At 46.6% G+C, this 17,963-nt stretch carries 17 protein-coding genes and 1 other annotated feature; all 17 genes read left to right on the top strand.

The features are described from left to right. Positions 1-32 precede the first annotated feature (32 nt). The 17 genes from rlmB to fusA all read left to right on the top strand — a co-directional run bounded on the left by rlmB (position 33) and on the right by fusA (position 17,952). Positions 33-773 (top strand): 23S rRNA (guanosine(2251)-2'-O)-methyltransferase RlmB, encoded by a 741-nt coding sequence (rlmB, locus tag EDM21_RS22600; RefSeq protein WP_068777659.1) that lies wholly within the window; start codon positions 33-35, stop codon positions 771-773. A 6-nt stretch (positions 774-779) separates the two neighbouring features. Beyond that, entirely contained in the window at positions 780-1,292 is a 513-nt protein-coding gene (locus EDM21_RS22595; RefSeq protein WP_157338647.1) for an NYN domain-containing protein, read from the top strand. A gap of 129 nt (positions 1,293-1,421) precedes the next feature. Then, positions 1,422-2,066, top strand: coding sequence for an RNA polymerase sporulation sigma factor SigH (sigH, locus tag EDM21_RS22590; RefSeq protein WP_068777661.1), 645 nt, complete (start codon positions 1,422-1,424; stop codon positions 2,064-2,066). Between the two features lie 359 nt (positions 2,067-2,425). Then, complete coding sequence (rpmG, locus tag EDM21_RS22585) at positions 2,426-2,575, top strand: 50S ribosomal protein L33 (protein ID WP_068777662.1); 150 nt, start codon at positions 2,426-2,428, stop codon at positions 2,573-2,575. A gap of 18 nt (positions 2,576-2,593) precedes the next feature. Next, positions 2,594-2,806 carry a preprotein translocase subunit SecE gene (gene secE, locus EDM21_RS22580; protein WP_068777663.1) on the top strand — a complete coding sequence of 71 codons (213 nt, stop codon included), beginning with the start codon at positions 2,594-2,596 and terminating at the stop codon, positions 2,804-2,806. A gap of 22 nt (positions 2,807-2,828) precedes the next feature. Then, a complete protein-coding gene (gene nusG / locus EDM21_RS22575) occupies positions 2,829-3,362 on the top strand; it encodes a transcription termination/antitermination protein NusG (protein WP_068777664.1) in 534 nt (177 codons plus the stop codon). 180 nt (positions 3,363-3,542) lie between these two features. Continuing rightward, positions 3,543-3,968, top strand: coding sequence for a 50S ribosomal protein L11 (gene rplK, locus EDM21_RS22570; protein WP_009674499.1), 426 nt, complete (start codon positions 3,543-3,545; stop codon positions 3,966-3,968). A gap of 77 nt (positions 3,969-4,045) precedes the next feature. Beyond that, positions 4,046-4,738 (top strand): 50S ribosomal protein L1, encoded by a 693-nt coding sequence (gene rplA, locus EDM21_RS22565; protein ID WP_068777665.1) that lies wholly within the window; start codon positions 4,046-4,048, stop codon positions 4,736-4,738. A gap of 57 nt (positions 4,739-4,795) precedes the next feature. Beyond that, positions 4,796-4,941: a sequence feature (ribosomal protein L10 leader region), on the top strand. A gap of 63 nt (positions 4,942-5,004) precedes the next feature. Beyond that, complete coding sequence (gene rplJ, locus EDM21_RS22560) at positions 5,005-5,514, top strand: 50S ribosomal protein L10 (protein WP_157338646.1); 510 nt, start codon at positions 5,005-5,007, stop codon at positions 5,512-5,514. 45 nt (positions 5,515-5,559) lie between these two features. Beyond that, positions 5,560-5,925, top strand: a complete 366-nt coding sequence (rplL, locus tag EDM21_RS22555) for a 50S ribosomal protein L7/L12 (RefSeq protein WP_068777667.1) — start codon at positions 5,560-5,562, stop codon at positions 5,923-5,925. A gap of 149 nt (positions 5,926-6,074) precedes the next feature. Beyond that, positions 6,075-6,671: a class I SAM-dependent methyltransferase gene (locus EDM21_RS22550; protein WP_157338645.1), complete on the top strand. Its 597-nt coding sequence runs from the start codon at positions 6,075-6,077 to the stop codon at positions 6,669-6,671. Positions 6,672-7,091: 420 nt separating this feature from the next. Continuing rightward, entirely contained in the window at positions 7,092-10,628 is a 3,537-nt protein-coding gene (gene rpoB, locus EDM21_RS22545) for a DNA-directed RNA polymerase subunit beta (protein WP_157338644.1), read from the top strand. Positions 10,629-10,706: 78 nt separating this feature from the next. Beyond that, the gene (rpoC, locus tag EDM21_RS22540) at positions 10,707-14,327 is read left to right on the top strand and encodes a DNA-directed RNA polymerase subunit beta' (protein WP_157338643.1); all 3,621 of its coding nucleotides are present in this window, start codon (positions 10,707-10,709) and stop codon (positions 14,325-14,327) included. 162 nt (positions 14,328-14,489) lie between these two features. Next, a complete protein-coding gene (locus EDM21_RS22535) occupies positions 14,490-14,741 on the top strand; it encodes a ribosomal L7Ae/L30e/S12e/Gadd45 family protein (protein WP_157338642.1) in 252 nt (83 codons plus the stop codon). 157 nt (positions 14,742-14,898) lie between these two features. Continuing rightward, positions 14,899-15,318, top strand: coding sequence for a 30S ribosomal protein S12 (gene rpsL, locus EDM21_RS22530; RefSeq protein WP_068777672.1), 420 nt, complete (start codon positions 14,899-14,901; stop codon positions 15,316-15,318). 52 nt (positions 15,319-15,370) lie between these two features. Further along, positions 15,371-15,841 carry a 30S ribosomal protein S7 gene (rpsG, locus tag EDM21_RS22525; protein WP_068777673.1) on the top strand — a complete coding sequence of 157 codons (471 nt, stop codon included), beginning with the start codon at positions 15,371-15,373 and terminating at the stop codon, positions 15,839-15,841. A gap of 35 nt (positions 15,842-15,876) precedes the next feature. Continuing rightward, on the top strand, positions 15,877-17,952 hold the full coding sequence (gene fusA, locus EDM21_RS22520) for an elongation factor G (protein WP_068777674.1): 2,076 nt from the start codon (positions 15,877-15,879) through the stop codon (positions 17,950-17,952). Positions 17,953-17,963: the final 11 nt, after the last annotated feature.

Below are 17,963 nucleotides of genomic sequence, written 5' to 3'. Positions count from 1 at the left end.
AATAAGAAGAACAACCTTTAGGAGGACTCAACATGGAAGAAGAATACATCGGTGGCAAACATTCAGTGCTCGAAGCACTCCGTTCCGGCCGAACCATTCATAAAATCTGGCTGGCTGAATCCGCGCAGAAACAGCTTGCACAGCCTATAGTGGCTGAGGCTAAGAAGCAAGGCATCGTCGTGCAGACGGCCGACAAGCGCAAACTCGACCAGCTGGCCCCGGAAGTCCAGCACCAGGGAGTCGTCGCACAGGTGGCGGCATATGACTATGCCACGATCGACGACATTCTCGCGCGTGCGGAGCGTAAAGGCGAGGAGCCGTTCATTCTGATCCTCGACGAAATCGAGGATCCTCACAATCTCGGCTCCATTCTCCGCACCGCGGATTGCACGGGCGTTCACGGCGTCATCATTCCCAAACGCCGTTCCGTCGGCTTGACCGCGACCGTGTCCAAGACGTCCGCGGGAGCGATTGAATATGTGCCCGTAGCCCGCGTAACCAATATCACCCAAACGATCGGTGAGCTCAAGGAACGCGGCGTATGGGTAGCGGGCACGGATGTAACGGCTGCGGACGATGTATACCGCAGTAACTTTAAGCTGCCGCTCGCCCTCGTGATCGGCAATGAAGCTCGCGGCGTAGGCCGTCTGATCAAGGAATCGTGCGATTTCCTGGTGAAGCTGCCTATGCATGGCCGCATTAATTCGCTGAATGCCTCTGTAGCAGCGGGTGTTCTGATGTACGAGGTCGTCAGACAGCGCACGACAGGCTAACCGCTCATGAAGGAATTCTTGATTGTAGACGGCTACAATATTATCGGCGCCTGGGCGGAACTTCAAGTACTGCGTGACCGCAGTCTGGAAGAAGCGAGGGACAGGCTGATCGCGATACTTGCGGAATATCAATCGTTTTCGGGTGTTAAGGTTTATCTTGTGTTTGATGCCTATCAGGTGCCGGGGCTTGGCAAAACCTACGTCCAGAGTAAGCTCAGCGTTCTTTACACGAAGGAAAAGGAGACAGCCGACGAATTGATCGAACGGCTGGTCTTCCAACTGGCGGGCCGCCGTCGTCAAATTTACGTAGCTACTTCCGATATGACCGAGCAGCATGTGATTTTCGGCAAAGGGGCGCTGAGGCTTCCAGCTTCTGAACTGCTCGTTAAGATCAAGCAGAATCGCGGTGAGATACGTAATCGTATTCGGGAAGAGGCTGAAACTGGCCGGAACTCTTTCGATAGCAAGTTGAATGAGGAGATGCGGGAAATCTTCGAGCGGTGGAGAAGAGGGAAGTAACATCAGGAACTTTTGAAAAACTCTGGAAATTAATCTCTCATTTGCATTGACGATGTAAGATTACATAATGTATACTTGACCTATCCTTTTAAGCAAACATGGGAGTTTTGCAGGCCGGAGGGATTTTTGGTGAGTGTCGACCTCAGAGAGCTCAGAATGACGGATTACGAACTCAAGACCGACGAGGATATCGTCGACGCTGTCCATAGTGGTAATAGCGATGCACTGGAGTTTCTGATCAATAAGTACCGCAATTTTGTACGCGCCAAAGCCCGTTCTTACTTTCTTATAGGTGCTGACCGCGAAGATATCGTGCAAGAGGGAATGATCGGGTTATACAAATCAATCCGGGATTTCCGCGGAGACAAGCTCTCCTCGTTTAAGGCTTTTGCAGAACTGTGCATTACGCGGCAGATTATTACGGCTATTAAGACGGCAACCCGTCAGAAGCATATTCCGCTTAACTCTTACGTTTCATTGGACAAGCCGATTTACGACGAGGATTCAGATCGTACGCTTCTCGATGTGATCTGCGGCTCCAAGGTAACCGATCCTGAAGAATTGATTATTAATCAGGAAGAATTCAGCGGACTCGAAGACAAAATGGGTGAGATTCTTAGTGATCTCGAACGCCGTGTACTGATGCTTTATCTTGATGGTAGATCCTATCAGGAAATAGCTGTTGATCTGGACCGCCATGTGAAGTCGATAGACAATGCTCTGCAGCGAGTCAAACGCAAGCTTGAGCGTTATTTGGAAGTGCGGGATTTATAGACAAGGCACCCTTCAGTGATTGGGTGTTTTTTTATTTTATTAAAGACAGTTTCATTGATTCCAAGGCTATTGTTTTCCTTCCCGATCGCAAACACATTATTATGCGGGGGTATTTTATTCCCTCACGGCTGATGGCAATTGATTTTTTAACAGGGAACTTATCAGGTTTAAACAGTGGAGACAAGGCCGATAATGAGAACAACCCAGGATCCGGCAAGGGGCTTTTTGCTATGCACAGCGCAGGATCTTATCCTTGACACCCTATACCGGTTATGTTAAAGTATTGCAGGTAGCCCTATCGCTTTTTTTTTATGCGCAAAAAAGGGCGTATTTGATCCTGATCTCGGGAGGTGTACAACATGCGCGTTATCATTACGCTGGCATGCACAAGCTGCAAGCAACGGAACTATACGTCCAACAAGAACAAGCGTAACCATCCAGACCGTATGGAGTTCAAGAAATTCTGCAAATTCTGCAATGAACATACCGCTCATCGCGAAACCAGATAGTCTGTGGAGGTGTAGTGCGTGGCTTTCTTAGCTAAAATGAAGCAGGGTTTCGGCTCCTCGTTCTCGTTTTTCACCGAAAGCTGGAGCGAACTGAAGAAGGTCAAATGGCCAACTCGCAAGGAAATGATCAGCTATACGACCGTTACCCTTGTGACGGTGGCTTTCGTGACTGTCTATTTTTACTTGCTCGACCTGGGGATCTCTGAGTTGCTTCGTCTTGTCTTCAAATAAATTCAGGAACTAGGTGGCAAATATGGAAAAAAGATGGTACGTCGTTCATACCTATTCAGGTTACGAGAACAAAGTCAAAGCCAATTTAGAGAAGCGTGTTGAATCCATGGATATGACGGACAAGATCTTTCGTGTACTTGTACCCATGGAGGAAGAGCTGGTAAACAAAGACGGCAAGAAGAAAACCGTTATGCGTAAAGTTTACCCCGGATACGTGCTCGTTGAGATGATCCAGACAGATGATTCCTGGTACGTTGTTCGCAACACGCCTGGTGTTACTGGTTTTGTTGGCTCTACGGGTTCCGGCTCTAAACCGACAGCACTGCTTCCGGAAGAAGTCGAATCTATTCTGAAGCACATGGGAATGGAAGAACCGAAACCGAAGATCGATTTCGATCTGAAAGAAACGGTTCGCGTGAAGGTAGGTCCGTTTGCGAATTTCGTCGGCACTGTCGAAGAAATTATTGCAGACAAAAGTAAGCTTAAGGTTCATGTCAACATGTTTGGTCGAGAGACTCCACTGGAACTCGATTTCCATCAAGTGGAGAAACTGTAGACAGCATCGATTCAAATCCCTCTATTTGAGGAAGTTTCTCTTGCGGAATCAGATTGCTGATTCTGGCTGGTTCCTTAAGAAAAGCTTAGCCAGATCTGTCTCTTTCGCGGATAGGCTTTTGCTGGTGGGAGGGAAATGATCCCGTCGAACCACACTACGTGCAAGGAGGTGTCACACACAATGGCAAAAAAGGTTATTAAAATGGTGAAACTGCAGGTTCCTGCAGGGAAAGCGAATCCGGCTCCGCCGATCGGTCCTGCACTGGGTCAAGCTGGCGTGAACATTATGGCTTTCTGTAAGGAGTTCAATGCTAAGACTGCTGATCAAGCAGGTCTGATCATTCCGGTTGTTATCACTGTATTCGAAGACCGTTCGTTCACATTCGAAACTAAAACGCCTCCGGCAGCAGTACTTCTTCGTATCGCAGCTGGTGTCGAAAAAGGTTCCGGCGAACCGAACAAGAAGAAAGTTGCAACGGTTAAACGTGCGAAAGTTCGTGAAATCGCTGAAACTAAAATGCCTGACCTGAACGCTGCAACCGTAGAGGCTGCAATGCTGATGGTTGAAGGTACTGCTCGCAGCATGGGCATCACGATCGAAGATTAATTCGATTCGTTGGCTTCTTTCAGAAGCCGCAATACAGTGGGAGGGCAATCCGTTACGACCACAGAGGAGGATTACACATGGCTAAACACGGTAAGAAATATAACGAAGTAGCTAAGCAGATCACTGCTGAAGCACTTTATGAGCCAGCTGAAGCAATTGAGCTTGTTAAGAAATCAGCTCCGGCAAAATTCGACGAAACGGTTGATATCGCTGTTCGTCTGGGTGTAGACCCTAGAAAACAAGACCAGGCTGTCCGCGGCGTAGTAGTACTTCCGCACGGAACTGGTAAAACCAAGCGCGTTCTCGTATTCGCGAAGGGTGACAAAGCTAAAGAAGCAGAAGCGGCAGGCGCTGATTTTGTAGGCGATCTAGACATGATCAACAAAATCCAGCAAGGCTGGTTCGATTTCGATGTTTGCGTAGCTACTCCTGACATGATGAGTGAAGTTGGTAAGCTCGGACGTCTGCTCGGTGGTAAAGGCCTTATGCCTAACCCTAAAGCAGGTACCGTAACTTTCGACGTTACTAAAGCTGTTCAAGAGATCAAAGCTGGTAAAATCGAATACCGTTTGGACAAAGCGGGACAAATTCATGCTCCACTCGGCAAAGTATCTTTCGACGCTGACAAGCTCTCTGAGAACTTTAAAGCGCTGATCGACGCACTGCTCAGAGCGAAACCTGCAGCTGCTAAAGGTGTATACCTGAAGAGCGTTGCGATTTCCTCGACAATGGGCCCGAGCGTTCGCGTGAATCTCCAATCCTTCAGATAAGTTAATTGCGATTGACATATCATGTCGAACGTGTTAAAATAACTGAGGTTGTTAGTTAACAGTCGAATATATAGACCGTAGACAGCAGGTGCATGAGGGTTTACCTGAATGCTTAATATCCCGCCGAGGTGTTATGATATAAATCGGTTCATCCGTAAATGTCATGCCTTCGTAGAGTCTACGAAGGCATTTCTTATGCTTAGGCGGTAGAAATGCTTGCGATAGATTCGGTGAAAACAAGATTGACAAGAAGTGAGGTGTAACCTATGGCAAACGCGAAGATTTTAGCAGAAAAAGAGCAGATCGTATCCGACTTGTCGGACAAACTGCGTGAGAGCTCCTGTACAATCGTAGCAGACTATCGTGGTCTGAACGTTGCTCAAGTAACGGAACTTCGTAAGAAACTCCGTGAAGCTGGCATTGAATTCGCAGTTCTTAAGAACTCGATGGTAAGACGTGCAACTGCTAATACAGAGTTGACTGAACTTGATGCACATCTGACTGGTCCTACTGCAATTGCATTCAGTAAAGATGATGTTGTTTCTCCAGCCAAGATCCTTAACGATTTTGCGAAGAAAAACGACAGCCTTAGCATCAAAGCTGGTGTGGTAGAAGGTAAAGTTGTTGATGTTGCACAAATCAAAGCGCTGGCAGACCTGCCTTCCCGCGAAGGTCTTCTGTCCATGCTCCTCAGCGTGCTTCAAGCACCTGTTCGCAACTTCGCTCTTGCAGTTAAAGCTGTGGCTGATAAGCAAGAGACCGGAGCAGAAGCTTAATTTTTACCCACAAATAATTCGAATGAATATAATGGAGGTTTAACCATGAGTAACGAGCAAATCTTGGAAGCCATTAAAGGCATGACAGTTCTTGAACTGAATGATCTGGTTAAAGCAATTGAAGAAGAATTTGGCGTAACTGCTGCAGCTCCAGTTGCAGTAATGGGCGGCGCTGCTGGCGGTGCTGAAGCTGCTGAGCAATCCGAGTTCGACGTAATTTTGAACAACGCTGGTGCTTCCAAAATCAACGTTATCAAAGTTGTTCGCGAAATCACTGGTCTTGGTCTGAAAGAAGCAAAAGACCTGGTTGACAACGCACCAAAGCCAATCAAAGAAAAAGTAAGCAAAGAAGAAGCAGAAGCAGTTCAAGCGAAGCTTGCTGAAGCTGGCGCTTCCGTAGAAGTGAAATAATATTGGTTAAACGGGGAACCTCTTGAAGCCTGGCTTCAAGAGGTTCTTTTGGATTTAATAAAAGAAATGTGTTTGGCTTAAGCTAACTTCAAGAATCATCTGGCGAAGGGTATAATTTATGCAGCATGGCAGAAAAGGAGAGAATGCAGTTGACGGATCACTATTACACGCAGAAGCCGACGGTAAAGCATAAGGCTCAGCAAGTCGAGTTGCGGTTGGCTGGACGTAAACTTGATTTGAAGACGGATGCCGGTGTCTTCTCCAAAGGCGGCGTCGATTTCGGAAGTCGTCTTCTGATCGAGACTATGACAATGGATTCCAAAGCAAAGGTATTAGATGTAGGTTGTGGATATGGACCTATCGGATTAAGTGCTGCGCTACAATGTCCGGAAGGATTTGTAACGATGGTCGATATTAATGAGCGGGCTATTGAACTTGCGAAAGAAAATGCAAAGAATAATGGCATTACTAATGTGACCGTCCTGCAGAGTGACAAACTAGAAGCGGTTAAGGAACAAAAATTCAATGTGGTGCTCACTAATCCTCCGATTCGCGCAGGTAAACAAACAGTTCACGAGATATTCGAGCAGGCCTGGGAATGCTTGCTTCCAGGCGGTGAATTGTGGGTTGTAATTCAAAAAAAGCAAGGTTCGCCATCTGCATTAGCTAAGATGGAGGAACTTTTTACAGAGGCAGATGAAATTACAAAAGATAAAGGCTATCGCATTTTGAAAGCAATCAAATAATATACGCATAAGCAAAAAACTTTTGACTTGACATCACAAATATGATATCATTAAAAAATGTCAGTATTAAGATGGGCTTGATGTGTTTCCTTAACGAAAATGTCAAGCGTTTTTTTGAAGAGAAATGAATAAAATTTCTAACGTTGAGTATAATGTTGAAATTTTAGGAAATTCTAACAGGATAAGTAGTATTATATGCCATAACTGTGCGGATCAACAAGAAAAACCTCCATCCATTGCAGTCGCTTCCTCGGACGGGCTCTCTGATCAGATCGGAGAATTCCACCGTTAGCGTGCGCTCGGCGTAGACGCCCTTCCTTAAGGGGGTGCCCAAACAACGAGGTGCCCATGAAGTGTACGTCGATAGAAGTTTTTCTTATTTATTTTTATGAACTGAGTAGACTTAAGGGGTGAATGAAGTTGGCGGGACATCTTGTTCAATTTGGACGACGCAAACGCAGGACTTATGCTCGAATTAATGAGGTGCTTGACATCCCCAACCTGATCGAAATTCAACAAAAATCCTATGAAGGATTTTTGGATGAAGGACTACGTGAGATGCTTTTGGACATTTCACCTATTCAGGATTTCACGGGGAATCTAGTACTTGAATTTATTGACTACAGCTTAGGAGAGCCTAAGTATTCCGTAGACGAATCCAAAGAGCGTGACGTCACCTACGCTGCGCCGCTTCGGGTGAAGGTACGTCTGATCAATAAGGAAACCGGAGAAGTGAAGGAACAGGAAGTGTTTATGGGAGATTTCCCGATCATGACCGAAACCGGAACCTTCATTATTAACGGTGCTGAACGTGTAATTGTCTCCCAGCTCGTTCGTTCTCCTAGCGTCTATTATAGCACCAAAGTAGATAAGAACGGTAAAAAGACTTACACAGCAACAGTGATTCCGAACCGCGGTGCTTGGTTGGAATTGGAAACAGATGCGAAGGATATCGTCTATGTACGTATTGATCGCACACGTAAAATTCCGGTAACCGTTCTGCTGCGTGCGCTCGGATTTGGTACTGACGCTGAGATTCTTGATTTGCTTGGTGACAATGAATATATTCGGAATACGCTGGACAAAGACAACACGGATTCTACGGATAAAGCTTTGATTGAAATCTATGAACGTCTTCGTCCGGGCGAACCACCAACGCTTGATAATGCGAGAAGCTTGCTTGTAGCTCGTTTCTTTGATCCAAAACGTTACGATCTGGCGAATGTGGGTCGTTACAAAATCAATAAAAAGCTTCATATTAAGAACCGGTTGTTTAACCAACGTCTTGCAGAAACACTGATTGACCCGGAAACGGGTGAAATCGTTGCAGAGGCGGGCCAAGTCCTTGATCGTCGTCTTTTGGATGAAGTCCTTCCATTCCTGGAGAAGAGCATCGGATTCAAAGACTACTCTGTACCTAACGGAGTTGCCGGAGAAGAGATCATTCCTGTCCAGACGATTGATGTGTATTCACCGATTGAAGACGGCAAGGTAATAAAAGTGATTTCTAACGGGGTTATTGATAAATCCGTTAAGAACATTACACCTGCGGACATCATTTCGTCCATTAACTATTTTATAAACCTTCTGCACGGAATCGGAAACACCGATGATATCGATCACCTTGGTAATCGTCGTCTTCGCTCCGTTGGCGAGCTGCTGCAGAATCAGTTCCGTATCGGTCTTTCTCGGATGGAACGTGTTGTTCGTGAGCGTATGTCCATTCAGGATGCGAACGTAATTACGCCGCAGGCTTTGATTAACATACGCCCGGTTATCGCGGCTATCAAGGAGTTCTTCGGAAGCTCCCAGCTTTCGCAGTTTATGGATCAGACGAACCCGCTTGCTGAGCTGACGCACAAACGTCGTCTCTCCGCACTCGGACCCGGCGGTTTGACGCGTGAGCGTGCCGGCTTTGAAGTTCGTGACGTCCATCACTCCCACTATGGGCGGATGTGTCCGATTGAAACACCGGAAGGTCCGAACATTGGTTTGATTAACTCCTTGTCAACGTTCGCACGGATTAATGAGTATGGCTTTATTGAAGCCCCATACCGTCATGTTGATCCCAAAACAGGCGTTGTTACGGAAGAAATCGTCTACATGACAGCCGATGAAGAGGATAACTACGTTGTTGCTCAAGCGAATGCCGAGCTGTCAGAAGAAGGATTCTTCGTGAACGACAGTGTTATTGTCCGTTATAAGGATGATATTCTGACGCTACCTAAAGAACGTGTCGACTACATGGACGTATCTCCTAAGCAGGTTGTATCGGTTGCAACAGCGTTAATTCCTTTCTTGGAAAACGATGACTCCAACCGTGCGCTCATGGGATCCAACATGCAACGTCAAGCCGTTCCGCTTCTTATCCCGAAAGCTCCGTTGGTTGGTACGGGTATGGAGCACAAGTCTGCGAAAGACTCCGGTGTTTGTATTGTTGCCAAACATGACGGAATTATCGAAAAAGTTGCGGGTAATGAAATTTGGCTTCGTCGTCAAGAGATGATTGAAGGCAGACTAGTGAACGGCAACTTGATTAAACATAAGCTTCACAAGTTTATGCGTTCTAACCAAGGAACGTGCATTAACCAGCGTCCGATCGTTCAAAAGGGCCAATTGGTCAAAGCTGGAGACATTCTGGCTGATGGTCCTTCCACAGAGCAAGGCGAATTGGCTCTTGGCCGCAACGTTGTAGTAGCCTTCATGACTTGGGAAGGTTACAACTACGAGGATGCGATTCTGCTGAGTGAAAGACTTGTGAAGGAAGATGTGTATACATCTATTCACATTGAAGAATATGAATCCGAGGCTCGTGACACGAAACTCGGCCCAGAAGAAATTACGCGCGATATTCCGAACGTTGGCGAAGATGCTCTGAAGAACCTCGATGAGCGTGGAATCATTCGTGTCGGTGCGGAGATAGGCGCTGGAGATATTCTTGTTGGTAAAGTTACGCCTAAGGGTGTGACGGAACTGACCGCTGAAGAACGTCTGCTTCATGCCATCTTCGGTGAGAAGGCGCGTGAAGTTCGCGATACGTCGCTGCGGGTTCCTCACGGAACAGACGGTATTGTCGTTGACGTGAAAGTATTTACACGAGAGAACGGTGACGAATTGCCGCCGGGCGTTAATCAGCTGGTTCGTGTTTACATCGCTCAGAAGCGTAAGATTTCCGAGGGTGACAAAATGGCTGGACGTCACGGTAACAAGGGTGTTATCGCCCGTATTTTACCGGAAGAAGACATGCCGTTCATGCCGGATGGAACGCCTGTAGAGGTTGTTCTGAACCCGTTGGGCGTACCTTCTCGTATGAACATCGGTCAGGTACTGGAAGTTCACTTGGGTATGGCTTCAAGAGCACTTGGTATTCATGTGGCAACGCCGGTATTCGACGGAGCGCACGAGTATGATGTGTTTGACACCATGGAAGAGGCCGGCATGCAGCGTAACGGTAAAACGAAACTGTATGATGGACGTACCGGAGATTCCTTTGAACGTGAAGTTACAGTTGGGGTCATGTATATGATCAAACTGGCGCACATGGTCGATGACAAAATCCATGCCCGCTCCACAGGTCCATACTCACTCGTTACTCAACAGCCTCTGGGTGGTAAAGCTCAGTTCGGCGGACAACGTTTCGGGGAGATGGAAGTATGGGCGCTTGAGGCTTATGGCGCTGCATACACTCTGCAGGAAATTCTTACTGTTAAGTCTGATGACGTGGTGGGTCGTGTCAAAACCTACGAATCCATTGTCAAAGGCGAGAACGTACCGGAACCTGGTGTTCCTGAGTCGTTTAAAGTATTGATCAAAGAGCTTCAGAGCTTGGGTATGGATGTTAAGATCCTATCCGGAGATGAGCAAGAGATCGAGATGAAAGAACTCGATGATGAAGAAGACACTACGAGTGATAAGCTTAATCTGAACCTTGAAGGGGCAGAAATTGGAGCCGAATAACTGCAATTGATACAGGAAAGGCGGACATAAGAGTCCGCCTCCTTCCCATAATTAGCATATTCTAAGGAGGGTTGCTCCTTGTTGGACGTAAACAATTTCGAATTTATGAAAATCGGATTGGCTTCACCTGAGAAAATCCGTTCATGGTCCCGTGGGGAAGTTAAAAAACCGGAGACAATTAACTACAGAACACTGAAGCCCGAAAAAGAAGGCTTGTTCTGTGAGAAAATCTTTGGCCCGACGAAAGACTGGGAATGTCATTGCGGTAAGTATAAGCGTGTTCGCTACAAAGGCGTCGTATGTGATCGCTGTGGCGTTGAAGTAACGCGTCAGAAGGTTCGTCGTGAGCGTATGGGTCACATTGAACTTGCTGCGCCTGTCTCTCATATTTGGTACTTCAAAGGTATACCTAGCCGCATGGGGCTAGCACTGGACATGTCTCCGCGCTCGCTTGAGGAGATCATATACTTTGCTTCCTATGTTGTTACGGATCCAGGAGACACGCCTCTTGAGAAGAAGCAGCTTCTGTCTGAGAAGGAATACCGCAGCTACCGTGAGAAGTATGGTTATGCCTTCCAAGCGGGTATGGGTGCTGAGGCAGTTAAGAAACTTCTTCAGGATATCGAAATCGACAAAGATGTTGAGATGCTGAAGGAAGAGCTTAAAACCGCCCAAGGTCAACGCCGTAACCGCGCGATCAAGCGTCTAGAAGTGATGGAAGCGTTCCGTAATTCCAAGAACCTGCCGGATTGGATGGTTCTTGATGTACTGCCGGTTATTCCGCCAGAGCTCCGTCCGATGGTTCAGCTGGATGGTGGCCGTTTTGCAACGTCCGACCTTAACGATCTGTATCGTCGTGTTATTAACCGTAATAACCGTCTGAAACGTCTGTTGGATCTTGGCGCTCCTGATATCATTGTTCAGAATGAGAAACGGATGCTTCAAGAAGCAGTTGACGCTCTGATCGATAACGGCCGTCGTGGACGTCCGGTAACAGGTCCTGGTAACCGCCCGCTGAAATCATTGAGCCACATGCTCAAAGGTAAACAGGGACGTTTCCGTCAGAACTTGCTCGGTAAACGTGTCGACTATTCCGGTCGTTCCGTTATCGTTGTAGGTCCTAGCCTGAAAATGTATCAATGTGGTCTGCCTAAAGAAATGGCCCTTGAGTTGTTCAAACCTTTCGTTATGAAAGAATTGGTCAACAAAGGTCTTGCGCATAACATTAAGAGTGCCAAGCGTAAAGTTGAACGTGTAAGTCCGGAAGTATGGGACGTTCTCGAGGAAGTTATTAAAGAGCATCCAGTTCTTCTGAACCGGGCCCCTACGCTGCATAGACTGGGTATCCAGGCGTTTGAGCCCATCTTGGTTGAAGGTCGTGCTATCAAGCTGCATCCACTCGTGTGTACAGCCTACAACGCTGACTTTGACGGTGACCAAATGGCTGTTCACGTACCGTTATCTGCTGAAGCACAAGCAGAGGCGCGTGTATTGATGCTTGCATCCGGTAACATTTTGAACCCGAAAGACGGCAAGCCAGTTGTAACGCCATCACAGGATATGGTCTTGGGAAGCTTCTATCTGACTACAGATAACAAGTACGGTAAAGGCGCTAACCTGATTCTTCGCTCTGTGAACGAAGCCGTATCTGTGTACCAGAACGGAACAGCTGAACTGCATGCGCGTGTAGCTATCCCGGCAAGAGTTCTTAATAAGAATAACTTTAGCGCAGTTCAACAGGAAGCCTATTTGATTACGACGATCGGAAAAATCATTTTCAATGAAATTTTCCCGGAAGATTTCCCGTACATCAACGACGCTACCAAAGCAAACCTGCTTAACGGTCCATCCGACGATTACTTCGTGTTCGAGAAAGGCGCAGATATTCGCGCTAGAATGGAAGAGTTGCCGGAAGCCAAAGCAGTCGGTAAAGACTATTTAGGATCGATTATTGCGGAGTGTTTCCGTAATTACCATACAACTAAAACTTCTGTAATTCTCGATAAGATTAAAGAGCTCGGCTTCACATACTCCACTAAAGCGGGTATTACTGTAGCTGTAGCAGACGTTGTCGTGCCTTTAGAGAAGAAGAAGATTCTAGAGGATTCAGAGGAAAAAGTACGCACGGTCACGAATCAATACCGCCGCGGCTTGATTACGGATGAAGAGCGTTACGATCGTGTAATTGCAATTTGGAGTAAAACGAAGGATGAAATCACGGATATCCTGATGAAGTCCCTCGATAAATACAATTCCATTAACATGATGGTAGAATCCAAAGCACGGGGTAACAAATCCCAAATCACACAACTTGGTGGTATGCGTGGATTGATGGCCAACCCGTCCGGTAAAATTATCGAGCTTCCAATTAAATCGAACTTCCGTGAAGGCCTCACCGTATTGGAATACTTTATTTCCACCCACGGTGCTCGTAAAGGTCTTGCCGATACAGCCCTTCGTACAGCTGACTCCGGTTATCTGACCAGACGTCTGGTAGACGTTGCGCAGGATGTAATTGTTCGTGAAGATGATTGCGGAACCGATAAAGGATTTATCGTGAGTAAAATTCAAGACGGCAAAGAAGTAATTGAAGACCTCTTTGACCGTATTGAAGGCCGCTATGCATTCGAAACGATTCGTCATCCGCAATCCGGGGATGTAATCGTCAATCGTAATGAATTGATTGAAGCTAATATCGCGAATTCAATCATTGACGCAGGGATTGAACGTCTGCAGATTCGTTCTGTTCTTAGCTGTCGTTCCCGTCATGGGGTATGTAAGAAGTGTTACGGTCGTAACCTTGCGACAGGACAGCATGTTGAAATCGGTGAAGCTGTAGGTATTATCGCAGCACAATCCATTGGTGAACCAGGAACACAGCTCACTATGCGTACGTTCCATACCGGTGGTGTTGCAGGGGATGATATCACACAAGGTTTGCCGCGTATTCAGGAGTTGTTCGAAGCGCGTAATCCTAAAGGGCAAGCGATTATTTCGGAAATTGATGGTCTCGTCAAAGAAATTCGCGAAGCTAAGGACCGCCGTGAAATTGAAGTCCAAGGCGAAGCAGAGTCCCGTGTATACGCTGTTCCTTATGGTTCCCGTGTAAGGGCTGTTGTAGGACAGACGATCGAGGCGGGCGATGAATTAACCGAGGGTTCGATTGACCCTAAAGAAATGCTGCGCATTAAAGGTATCCGAGGCGTTCAGAACTATATCCTTCAGGAAGTTCAGCGTGTATACCGGAACCAGGGCGTAGAGATCAATGATAAGCACGTGGAAGTAATGATTCGTCAGATGCTTCGTAAAATCCGTATCGTAGATGCGGGTGATACTACACTGCTGCCTGGATCATTCGTTGACATGCATGAATACGAAGAAGCGAACAAAGTAGCTTTGTTTGCGGACAATGAGCCTGCAGTTGCGAAACCGATCCTTCTTGGTATTACGAAGGCATCACTCGAGACAGACTCCTTCCTTTCGGCGGCATCCTTCCAGGAAACAACGCGTGTCCTGACAGATGCAGCGATCAAAGGTAAAGTGGACCAGTTGCTTGGCCTTAAGGAGAATGTTATCATTGGTAAGCTGATTCCGGCGGGTACAGGTATGCCGCGCTACCGGAACATTCGGGTTGTAGATCCTAATTCCGAGCCGGTTGCTGAAGGTCATGCAGAAAAAGAAACGGTGACGGTTGAATAGCCGTTAACGAAATTAGTTAAAAGATAAGGCGCCTGACAATCAACAATTAAAATAAATCTGTTGATTGTTAGGCAATTTTCTTGACACTGCCCTGGCAAGATGCTAATATATCGAAGTGTGCCTAAATTAATATCTTTACCTGTACTTTGGAGGATGTGGAATATGACATATGACAAAGTCAAGCAGGCGTCGAAATTAAGTGTCGGCACAAAGCAAGCTACGAAAAGTGTTGAACTTGGTAAAGCACTAGAAGTTATTGTTGCCAAAGATGCAGATCCACGTATGATAGATAAGATTGTAAATCTCTGTTTGAAATCTGGAATAGAGATAACCTACGTAGATTCTATGAAATTGCTTGGGAAAGCATGCGGAATTGATGTTGGGGCCGCGGTGGCTGCAATCATAAATGAATAGCAAGGCCGGATGTTTTTGTTTCTAGATCTCATGCGAGAAACAGCTTACTTTTTGCTGAGTCTAAAAACAAAAACTTCCCTTTGCTTATTTATGACTCGCCTGGATCTGTGGGCTTGCAATAAAGGTAAGATGTATACACTAGAGAGGAGGTGGCAGCATGCCAACAATTAACCAGTTAGTCCGTAAAGGACGTCAAGCTAAAGTTGTTAAGTCGAAATCCCCGGCTCTTCAAAGAGGTTTTAACGCTTTGAAAAGAGAATCTACGGAACTCAGCGCTCCGCAAAAACGCGGTGTATGTACTCGTGTAGGTACAATGACTCCGAAGAAGCCAAACTCCGCACTTCGTAAATACGCTCGTGTGCGTTTGACGAACCGTGTAGAGGTTACAGCATACATTCCAGGTATCGGACACAACCTTCAAGAACACAGCGTTGTTCTGATTCGCGGAGGTAGAGTGAAAGACCTTCCAGGGGTACGTTACCACATCGTTCGTGGTGCACTGGATACTTCCGGTGTTAACAACCGTATGCAAGCTCGTTCCAAATATGGTACGAAGCGTCCGAAAGTTAAGAAGTAATCTGTCTTTTGTATGAAAGAAAGTATTTATTTTTTGGGAAAGGGGGATCACTATGCCTCGTAAAGGTCCAGTAACACGCAGAGACGTATTGCCAGATCCGATATATAGCAGCAAATTAGTTACTCGTCTCATCAATCGCATCATGATCGATGGTAAAAGAGGGGTAGCACAATCTATTCTATATAACGCGTTTGAAATGATTCAGGAACGTACCGGTAAGGAGCCGATGGAAGTTTTCGAACAAGCCATCAAGAACATCATGCCGGTGCTTGAAGTTAAATCCCGCCGTGTCGGTGGTGCTAACTACCAGGTTCCAATCGAAGTTAAACCAGAGCGTCGCACGACACTTGGTCTTCGCTGGCTCGTAAACTACTCTCGTCTTCGTGGTGAGAAAACCATGGAAGAGAGACTGGCATTTGAAATTATTGATGCTAGTAACAACACAGGTTCTTCTGTGAAGAAACGTGAAGATGTACACAAAATGGCAGAAGCGAACAAAGCGTTTGCTCACTACCGTTGGTAGGATTTAGATCCTCGAATTAGGAAGGAGACATAACCATGGCTAGAGAGTTCTCCTTAAAAGATACACGTAACATCGGGATCATGGCACATATTGATGCCGGTAAGACTACCACAACCGAACGGATTCTGTACTATACAGGCCGTACCCACAAAATCGGAGAGGTGCACGAAGGTGCAGCTACGATGGACTGGATGGAGCAGGAGCAGGAGCGCGGAATTACGATTACTTCCGCCGCTACCACTGCTGCGTGGAGAGGTCACCGCATCAATATCATTGATACCCCGGGGCACGTTGACTTCACTGTTGAAGTTGAACGTTCCCTGCGTGTATTGGATGGAGCTGTTGGTGTATTCAGTGCGAAGGAAGGCGTAGAGCCTCAGTCTGAAACCGTATGGAGACAGGCTGATAAGTACAGCGTTCCACGTATTGCATATGTTAACAAAATGGATATCATCGGTGCCGACTTCTTGGGAGTTGTCGATTCGATGCGCGAAAAGTTGGGTGCCAATGCCGTAGCTATTCAGCTGCCGATTGGTGCTGAGAACGACTTTGTCGGTATCATCGATATCGTAGAAGAGAAGGCCATCCTTTATAAGGATGACATGGGTAAAGATGTTGAAGATATCGAGATCCCTGCAGAGTACAAGGATAAAGTTGCCGAACTCCGCTTGGAACTCGTTGAGAAGGTCGCTGAGCTTGATGAAGAGCTTACAATGAAATACCTGGAAGGTGAAGAAATTACGGTTGCTGAACTGAAAGCGGCTCTCCGCAAAGGTGTAGTAAACGTTCAAATCTTCCCGGTTATCTGCGGATCTTCTTACCGTAATAAAGGCGTTCAGCCTATGTTGGACGCTGTAATCGATTATTTGCCTGCTCCAATTGACGTTCCTGACATCAAGGGCTTGCTTGAAGATGGAACTGAAACAACTCGCAAATCTTCCGATTCCGAACCGTTTGCTGCACTTGCATTCAAAATCATGACCGACCCTTACGTAGGTAAACTCACGTTCTTCCGTGTGTATTCCGGCGTATTGCAATCCGGTTCTTATGTATTGAATGCAACTAAAGGTAAGCGTGAGCGCGTAGGCCGTATTCTTCAAATGCACGCTAACAGCCGTCAAGAGATTTCCGAAGTTCACTCCGGGGATATCGCGGCAGCTGTAGGTTTGAAAGATACAGGTACAGGCGACACCCTCTGTGATGAGAAGAATGCGGTAATCTTGGAGTCCATGAACTTCCCTGATCCGGTTATCGAAATCGCAGTTGAGCCTAAGACTAAAGCAGACCAAGATAAAATGGGTATCGCGCTTTCTAAGCTTACTGAAGAAGATCCTACACTGCGCGCACATACTGATGAAGAAACCGGTCAAACGATTCTTGCAGGTATGGGTGAGCTTCACTTGGAAATTATCGTTGACCGTATGCGTCGCGAGTTCAAAGTGGACACCAATGTAGGTAAGCCTCAAGTTGCTTATCGCGAAACTTTCAAATCGGGTGCTAAAGTTGAAGGTAAATTCGTTCGTCAATCCGGTGGCCGTGGTCAATACGGACATTGTTGGGTTGAGTTCGAACCGCTTGAACCAGGTTCAGGTTTTGTCTTCGAAAGCAAAATCGTCGGTGGTGCTATTCCACGTGAATACATCGCGCCAATTCAAGCTGGTATTGAAGAATCCCTGAAGAACGGTGTAATCGCCGGTTTCCCTGTTGTTGATATCAAAGCGACTGTCGTTGACGGTTCCTATCATGATGTTGACTCCAATGAGATGGCGTTTAAAATTGCCGGCTCCATGGCTCTTAAAGCAGCTAAGGACAAATGTAACCCTGCTCTGCTTGAGCCGATCATGAAGGTAGAAGTAACTGTACCAGAAGAGTACATGGGCGATGTAATGGGTGACCTGAACTCCCGCCGTGGACGCATCGAAGGTATGGACTCTCGTTCGGGTGCACAAGTCATCCGCGCTAAAGTACCTCTTTCCGAAATGTTCGGTTACTCCACGACTCTTCGTTCTAGAACACAAGGTCGCGGCGTATACTCCATGGAACTCTCTCATTATGAAGAAGTGCCTAAGTCCATTGCTGAAGAAATTATCACAAAGCACAAAGGCGCTTAATATAAAACTAG

This window comes from Paenibacillus lutrae (assembly GCF_009757775.1).
In the GTDB taxonomy this organism is placed as follows: domain Bacteria; phylum Bacillota; class Bacilli; order Paenibacillales; family NBRC-103111; genus Paenibacillus_F; species Paenibacillus_F lutrae.
This window is presented reverse-complemented; position numbering and strand designations above follow the sequence as displayed.

Coding starts and splice junctions, on each gene's coding strand:
- EDM21_RS22595 (WP_157338647.1), top strand. CDS start 780: ATGAAGGAATTCTTGATTGTAGACGGCTACAATATTATCGGCGCCTGG.
- rpmG (WP_068777662.1), top strand. CDS start 2,426: ATGCGCGTTATCATTACGCTGGCATGCACAAGCTGCAAGCAACGGAAC.
- rplJ (WP_157338646.1), top strand. CDS start 5,005: ATGGCAAACGCGAAGATTTTAGCAGAAAAAGAGCAGATCGTATCCGAC.
- rplL (WP_068777667.1), top strand. CDS start 5,560: ATGAGTAACGAGCAAATCTTGGAAGCCATTAAAGGCATGACAGTTCTT.
- rlmB (WP_068777659.1), top strand. CDS start 33: ATGGAAGAAGAATACATCGGTGGCAAACATTCAGTGCTCGAAGCACTC.
- EDM21_RS22535 (WP_157338642.1), top strand. CDS start 14,490: ATGACATATGACAAAGTCAAGCAGGCGTCGAAATTAAGTGTCGGCACA.
- nusG (WP_068777664.1), top strand. CDS start 2,829: ATGGAAAAAAGATGGTACGTCGTTCATACCTATTCAGGTTACGAGAAC.
- rpsG (WP_068777673.1), top strand. CDS start 15,371: ATGCCTCGTAAAGGTCCAGTAACACGCAGAGACGTATTGCCAGATCCG.
- rplA (WP_068777665.1), top strand. CDS start 4,046: ATGGCTAAACACGGTAAGAAATATAACGAAGTAGCTAAGCAGATCACT.
- rpsL (WP_068777672.1), top strand. CDS start 14,899: ATGCCAACAATTAACCAGTTAGTCCGTAAAGGACGTCAAGCTAAAGTT.
- rplK (WP_009674499.1), top strand. CDS start 3,543: ATGGCAAAAAAGGTTATTAAAATGGTGAAACTGCAGGTTCCTGCAGGG.
- fusA (WP_068777674.1), top strand. CDS start 15,877: ATGGCTAGAGAGTTCTCCTTAAAAGATACACGTAACATCGGGATCATG.